At 41.1% G+C, this 6699-nt stretch carries 8 protein-coding genes and 2 pseudogenes; 6 read left to right on the top strand and 4 right to left on the bottom strand.

Annotation, left to right across the window (positions count from 1 at the left end):
• Positions 1–4: 4 nt before the first annotated feature.
• Positions 5–229 carry an MOSC domain-containing protein gene (locus OGM63_RS16795; protein ID WP_263746738.1) on the bottom strand — a complete coding sequence of 75 codons (225 nt, stop codon included), beginning with the start codon at positions 227–229 and terminating at the stop codon, positions 5–7.
• A 515-nt stretch (positions 230–744) separates the two neighbouring features.
• Between OGM63_RS16795 and OGM63_RS16790 the strand changes: the two genes are divergently transcribed.
• A complete protein-coding gene (locus OGM63_RS16790; RefSeq protein WP_263746735.1) occupies positions 745–1218 on the top strand; it encodes a type IV secretion system DNA-binding domain-containing protein in 474 nt (157 codons plus the stop codon).
• Positions 1219–1507: 289 nt separating this feature from the next.
• The gene (locus OGM63_RS16785; protein ID WP_263746734.1) at positions 1508–1858 is read left to right on the top strand and encodes a hypothetical protein; all 351 of its coding nucleotides are present in this window, start codon (positions 1508–1510) and stop codon (positions 1856–1858) included.
• Here OGM63_RS16785 and OGM63_RS29845 read toward each other — a convergent pair.
• Entirely contained in the window at positions 1760–2011 is a 252-nt protein-coding gene (locus tag OGM63_RS29845; RefSeq protein ID WP_375340494.1) for a relaxase/mobilization nuclease domain-containing protein, read from the bottom strand. The two genes, OGM63_RS16785 and OGM63_RS29845, sit on opposite strands and share 99 nt — an antisense overlap.
• Positions 2012–2191: 180 nt before the next feature.
• Here OGM63_RS29845 and OGM63_RS16775 point away from each other — a divergent pair.
• The 4 genes and pseudogenes from OGM63_RS16775 to OGM63_RS16760 all read left to right on the top strand — a co-directional run.
• Positions 2192–2338 (top strand): annotated as a pseudogene (locus OGM63_RS16775) (DUF4277 domain-containing protein); the annotation flags it as partial.
• Positions 2339–2393: 55 nt separating this feature from the next.
• Positions 2394–2660 carry a DUF6753 family protein gene (locus OGM63_RS16770; RefSeq protein ID WP_318528477.1) on the top strand — a complete coding sequence of 89 codons (267 nt, stop codon included), beginning with the start codon at positions 2394–2396 and terminating at the stop codon, positions 2658–2660.
• Positions 2653–2841 (top strand): annotated as a pseudogene (locus OGM63_RS16765) (LuxR C-terminal-related transcriptional regulator); the annotation flags it as partial. The gene OGM63_RS16770 and the pseudogene OGM63_RS16765, both read left to right, overlap by 8 nt.
• Before the next feature lie 70 nt (positions 2842–2911).
• Complete coding sequence (locus OGM63_RS16760) at positions 2912–3781, top strand: hypothetical protein (RefSeq protein ID WP_263746731.1); 870 nt, start codon at positions 2912–2914, stop codon at positions 3779–3781.
• 149 nt (positions 3782–3930) lie between these two features.
• Here OGM63_RS16760 and OGM63_RS16755 read toward each other — a convergent pair whose 3' ends face one another.
• Together OGM63_RS16755 and OGM63_RS16750 are read right to left on the bottom strand one after the other, a co-directional pair.
• The gene (locus OGM63_RS16755) at positions 3931–5271 is read right to left on the bottom strand and encodes a protein kinase domain-containing protein (protein WP_263746730.1); all 1341 of its coding nucleotides are present in this window, start codon (positions 5269–5271) and stop codon (positions 3931–3933) included.
• 32 nt (positions 5272–5303) lie between these two features.
• Positions 5304–6518 (bottom strand): WD40 repeat domain-containing protein, encoded by a 1215-nt coding sequence (locus OGM63_RS16750; protein WP_263746740.1) that lies wholly within the window; start codon positions 6516–6518, stop codon positions 5304–5306.
• Positions 6519–6699: the final 181 nt, after the last annotated feature.

Raw genomic sequence — 6699 nt, 5'->3', positions numbered from 1 at the left:
GGGGCTACCTCGGCGCGGATAATTTGGTGTAATGTTCCAGTGGATAAGCATAAACAGCCTTTTCTTCGCCTCCGTGTACAGTTAGATCGGCTTGGCGATCGCCCTCCAGATTCAGATAACTCACCCGCACCCGTTCTGTAACAGGCTTTTTGAAAATCCCAGTTAAAACGGGTTTGCCTTTCCAGAGGACTTCACGGGGGAATCCAACATTCACAGAAATGACTTTCATTGTTGTGTTTTTCTAAAGTAAACGGGCAGTCAGGTTCTCATGCAGTAACGTGAGCAGAAATAAAGCAGAGGATGCGATCGCTGATAGCCTCACCTTCTTCCTACAGGGCAAAGTATCCGGTGTTGAGTAAATGTACCTCGATCGTTTTCAAATCCCCCTCAAAGGCTTTCGCACCTTCTGGACTAAAAAACAGATCGTTCTTGCCCCAAACCACTAGAGACAGATCGAAAAATCGAGAGGTTAGAGCAAGAAAATCAAGCACTGCGTGAAAGAATGGCAGAACTAGAGATACGTTTGGGGCTAGAGAGCCAAACTAATTCAAAGCCATAAGAGTGTACATTTTAAAATACGACTATTTACATACATCAATTTTACGTCAATAGTCAAGTACAAAAATCAAAGATATTAACCGATAATTTTTCATAAAATCTCTCAATATTGAGTTATGAAAATCTGTCAATGCGTAAGTCCTAGCTTCGATTGATACAACCACGGTAGGGATATTTTCAGGATTCATGCAGCGATCGCTTCTCCCATCTTTCATTGGTAAAAGCACAATTCCCACCAAACTATCGGGAAAGCAAATCCTGATTTTCAAATTAGATGACCCCAGACGCGATGTTGTGGGACCATTACTTGCGGCTGCACTCCACATGACAACTGTGAGTAATTTATCAACACCAAGGAAAGACCCACTGGGAATATTTATCGATGAGTTACCGTCACTGTACCTGAAAGCACTACCCCAATGGATAAACGAATACAGAAGCAACGGTGCTTGTTTTGTTTTGGGTGTCCAGTCTTTGGAACAATTAGCGAATGCTTATGGGGAGAATTTAGCGAGTGCGATCGCAAGTGCCTGTAGTACCAAAATTCTCTACGTCGAGATCGACATTACGGATAGGGAAGCAGCTCTAAGTTGGATTGTCAATCATCAACTGGGACGACGCAACATAAAAAACGTAAATTGCAAGTTACTTACGGGGTAAGCGTTATCTTAATTTGAAGGGCGATCGCATAGATAATCTTAGGCAGAATTCTCCGAAGTGCAAAAGTTGCACTTCGGTAGAAAGTGACGGGGAAGATTTACCGCAATCTGAAAATCTAATAACGTCAGATGCACCAAAGAGGCTTGCACAGCAGTAGAAAGTCAGTGTTCGTACTATCAAGAATGATGCTCGATTTACTGATGCTCTCGATACTTTAGCGCGATCCCTTGGCGAAGAGGTCAAGCATTCTATACTGGCTCGTAACAGTGGACTAACGAGAAAGGATATTTTGCTGCTTGCCCAAGTTGCGGAAGAAGAAGGTCAAGAATCTGTACAAAAAATACTCAGTATGAAACAAAATAAATCGGATATAGTTCAGCAAATCAAGGATAAAAATCCTCTTCCTAATCCATATCACATTGGGGAAGTATGTCGAATTCTGCTATCAACTGACCCCGATTTGAAACCATTTTCTGGGTGTTGGTGTATTATTTACCAAATAAATCCCCATAGCTGTGGTGTGAAAACCTGGAAAGCTAATTTAGCAACGGTGAAGCCAGAATATTTGGAAAGGATTGATGGAACTGAAGAAGAGATAGCTAATCAAAATTGCGGAAGTCAAACCAAATTGGGATTCTAAATTTCTCAAAACCTTCTCTAAACGTCGTTTATCGTACCAGTCAGAGACACATTCACCCAGAAATGTTGATGCGACTTGCGGCAACATTTCTGGGTGAAAATGATTGCGATCGCTGTGGGATGCGGCAAAGTATAAGTTTTTCTCAAATCCCATCCCAGTAAGTGTTCCTTCGACATTTATGACTAACCAAGATGACCCACATTCCGCACTTCAAAAGTAGCATAAAAAACTACATAATTATTCTCGGAGTTACCTAAATAAAAATACTTAGAAGCTTCCAGTTGAAAAAGTGAGACAATTAAAAAAATCAAAAATATTTTAGAGGGAGAAAAATTGTCTGCAACCTCAGAAACAAAAATTCAAAATATAGATCATTTAGGAATAGTAGCTGGACTAATTGATGAAATAGGAATAGTTGAAATAATCAACTCCAAATTAGGAATAGATGTTCGGGAAAAAATTTCATCAGGAATATTAGTATGGGATTTACGACCACTTGGAGAAAGCAAAACGCACTGCTGTAAGTGGTCAGGAGGTGGAAATTAGGAAGATGGTTGACCGATTAATTCAGCATTGCGAGTCAAAAGAGCGAAGTCGTCTGGGGGTAATGTTACCAGCGATGGGATTGTTGGTGACTGCGATCGCATTTGGTGTTTTGGCTGGATTATCGGTTCCCGTTTGGTTAGATGGGGGATATGTACCGGGAAAACCGAAGTTACTGACAGTTGCGGAGGTGGAAAACTTGCGGTGGATGAAAAGCGATCGCGGTCAATTAGCGCGGGATATTATCACTGTTAACTGAGAGGGAATTAGAGATATTGCAGTTGATTGTTGATGGGAATAGAAATGCATCAATTGCAACAAAGTTGTATATCACTCTGGGAACTGTGAAAGCTCATGTTCGGAATATTATCATTAAAGTCGGTGCTGAAGACCGTACCCAAGCAGCAGTTCATGCTTTGCGTTACGGTTTGTTGAATTAATACAACCAGGACAAACTAAGAGTTAATGCTTAACCATTTCTTCTGATATTTATAAGGAGCATTGAGAGCTATGTCAAAGCTTTTACTTGAGAATGTGAGCGATCGCATACAGCAAGAAATTGAAATCGATATTCAAGGTCATGGAAAAGCTAGCATCCGAGCTACAGCAAGACTCGCAGGTGTCAGTGATATGGCTTTGAGAAAGGCTTTTAACAGTGCGAACCTGGAGCCTTCTGAATTGGCTATAAAGCTTATGGAGCAAGGGTTTAATGGTGCGAACCTGAACGATTGGTCGGGCATTGGCATTCCTGATATTGCAGTTTCCACAATTTTGGAATACTTTGCTTTTGACGCTGGTAGGCATTGTACTGAACAGGCTAAATTGGCGTACAAAGCCTTTGCTGCTGTGGGAATTCGTACTTGGATGCAGCAAATTAAGGGTTGGCAAGAGCTAAGGGAATATACAAGTTTACAGCAACCGAGTGTGAGGGATATTTCCGAAGCAATATCACCTGTATTTTGCATGGGAACAGTTGAGCCAAATCTCGTTCAAGGTTTGATTGCTAACGAAATTGGTAAAGCTTATCCGCAGTTTAAAAATCAGATGGAAGCGGTGAAACAACTGCTACCAATGCCAGTTGAAGATGAGTTAATAACTGTTACTAACCTTGCCAAGTTGTATATGAAACGTGGTGGTAATAGATTGAGTTCAAATAATACCAACCAGGGTAATGCAAAAGTAATGAACGATATTTTGATCAGTCGGGGGATGCAAATTAGAAATCCGAACCTCGATGCCAAAAAGAATGGTCAACCTTTATATTTACCAACTGAGTTGGGTAAGCAGTATGGAAAAGTTGTTTTGCAAGAGGCAAAGGGCAGTAATAAAACTATTCAGCAATTGCGGTGGTTTCCATCAGTGTTAAGTGCGATCGCTTAACGTGCTGATTGATATGCCAGTAACAGAGAAAAGCATATCCCCAAAGTTAGGGAGTTAGCATTGACAATGCTTTATTATCGGATGCGCGGCAGTCACTTTGGGAGTATCGCCTTGTTCCGGGTGCATTGAAGGTGATAGCCTCTAGTAACTTATCTTAAACTCAACAAAGCCTGCTTAAAACTAGCAGCATTTTTAAAGCAAATTTCTGGTTTATCAACCAAAGCTTGGTCAATTAATTCAGCTAATTTTTTTGGAATCGAACCATCACGTTCGCGTATGGGTACTGCGTTAGTTTGCAAAACTGCTAAAAATGGGTCGCCAACAAAGTTACGGGGATAAGCCCCTGTTAACATGTAGTATAAACAGGCGACTGTAGCCCAAATATCGACCTCTGGCTTGGCATATTTAAAATTAATTACCTGCTGCCTGGGCATAAATACTGGTGTACCTGCCTTAGTGCCGCTCATAGTTTGACCGCTTAAACCAGCTTGGTCAAATGCTTTGGCTAAACCGTAATCGGCAATTTTAATAGTGAAATTTCCATTAGTATTAGCAATAAAAATATTACTAGGCTTCAGGTCACGGTGTACCAAACCTCGCCCTTTATCAAAGCTACCGTCGGCAAGTTTAACATAAGGGATTTCGGCTTGGTGAGCGTATTCCAATCCATCCAAGACCTGCATAATAATTGACATAGCTTCATCAACAGATAATCTCCCGCCCCTCCGCTGCATCAAATCAAAAACATTGCCGCCGTTGCAATACTCCATAGTGAAGAAAAAAGTACCGCTGTAGTAACCGGAATTTCGCAGCTTAATAATGTTGGGATGCTTTAAAGCTTGGGTATTATCAATTTCCCGGAGAAACCTTTCTACCATTTCAGGTTCACTGGCAACAGCAGGTAACATTACTTTGAGTGCTACCTCTTCTCCCGTTTCATTGTGACGCGCAAGATATACTTCGCCACATCCACCTTTCCCCAGTTTACGGAGTATGCTGTAGCCTTGAATTGACAAATCTGGGTTGCAGGAGTTTGCTTGCTGTATGAGTTGTTGTACTTGCTCATCAGGTTCCATTTTCCCCATATCTATATCAAATGAAGGTTCAGTTGGCGGAATCTGGTTAGTTCCTTCAATGCTGACTCGAAACACCGTGTCACCCAGTTGAATTTCATCATTTGTTTTCAAATCGTATTCTGGAAATGTTAATTGTGCCCCTTCTTCTGGGGTTTGTTCTGGTTCGCGTTGTCCAATTTTTGTCCCGTTGACGAAAGTGCCGTTTCTACTGCCGAAATCGCGCACACGGATGTTGGGGGGATTAATATCTAGCAAGCAGTGGTAGCGGGAGATGATGCGATGTGCCTCATCATCAGGTAGTTTGGGATTGCAATCGGGGGAGCGTCCGAGAATGCAGGTGGTGCGACAATCGAAGATAAATTCTTGATCTTTGAGACTACCTTTGGTGATAATAAGAGTAATTTTAGGTAACATTCTATTATTTTTATATCTTTTAAATTGCTTGCCTATTGCTTGGGCTGAAACGTTCTAAGTATATCCATCACTGTTTGGTAATTTTCTATATCACCACAAACTTGATATAGTTCACATGCTTTCCGAAAGTATTCAAAAGCTTGCTGACTTTCGCCTAGTAGTATATATGCTGAACCTTCTTCTGCATAAGAATAAGCTTGATTTAGCTTCATCTTTACTATATGAGAATTAATTTCAAAAGCTTGCAGATGATTCTTTAATTCAGTATGAACCAAGTATATAGTTTCGTAAGCATCAATAAAGCTTGGTTCTAGCTCGATAGAACAGTTGCAGTCATTTAGAGCTTGCTCATATTCACCTAAATAATAATAATAAAGCGCTCTATACTGAAAAGCTGAGGCGCTGTTCGGATTTGCCTCAATGAATTTGGTATAATACTTTACTACTTGCTCATCTAGGAGTTTATCCTGTGCTAATTCTTTTTGTAATTGCTGGCGCACTCCTTCCGGACGCAGCCAACCGTAACCTGCACTGCCTAGAGTATAAAGTAGATTTTGGAAGTCTTCTTCGGTCCAAGTAGGGATACCACGCCGGGTAAGTGCTAGGGTAATTTCTTTATCTGAGGGATCACGATCTTCTGGTAATGTAGTAATGTAAGGTGTGTGTAGCGTTAAGAAATTTTCTAAGTAGGGTCGTGCGCCTTCATCCCAGTTAACAACAGGTTGATTTTCCAATTCCCAATCTAAAACCAACAGCCTTGCAACATAGTTATCGAGCTTTTGACCATAAATCCATTTGCTGGAGAGAGCAAATCGCCAGTCTGGACTTAAACATAGCAATTTTTCAGACCCTCTAAGAAAAGAATGCAAACAACTTCCTGTGTCTACTTTCCACAGTTTCATGGTGCCATCTGCACTTCCAGAGAGGGCGAAACGACTATCAGCACTTAAACATACTGAAGTTACACCATCTGTATGTCCTTCAAAAGTACGTAGACAATACCCTGTTTGCACATTCCACAGCTTCATAGTGCTATCTGCACTCCCAGAAAGGGCAAAACAATTATCGGCATTCAGAGTAATTGAGTTTACACCATCCGCATGTCCTTCAAAAGTACGCAGACAAAGCCCTGTAGCTACATCCCAGAACTTGAGCGTCTTGTCCCAACTCCCAGAGAGAGCGAAACGACTATCCATACCCAAATGCAATGAACTTATAGAACCCTTATGTCCTTCAAAAGTACGCAGACAAATCCCTGTAACTACATCCCAAAGTTTTAGAGTTCTGTCCCAACTTCCAGAGAGCTAGTCTTAAGTTGATTAATTGATAGACAACTCTGTAAGATAAGGTAGAACTCTGTACAGTAGAAGTTAGATGTACAAACCACGCTTTCATAGGAAATGCCAGAATGCTTTTGTCAATCAAAAC

It is taken from the genome of Plectonema radiosum NIES-515 (genome assembly GCF_025753815.1).
In the GTDB taxonomy this organism is placed as follows: domain Bacteria; phylum Cyanobacteriota; class Cyanobacteriia; order Cyanobacteriales; family Nostocaceae; genus Hassallia; species Hassallia radiosum_A.
The sequence above is the reverse complement of the archived record's forward strand: the minus strand, read 5'-3'. Positions and strand labels throughout refer to the sequence as shown.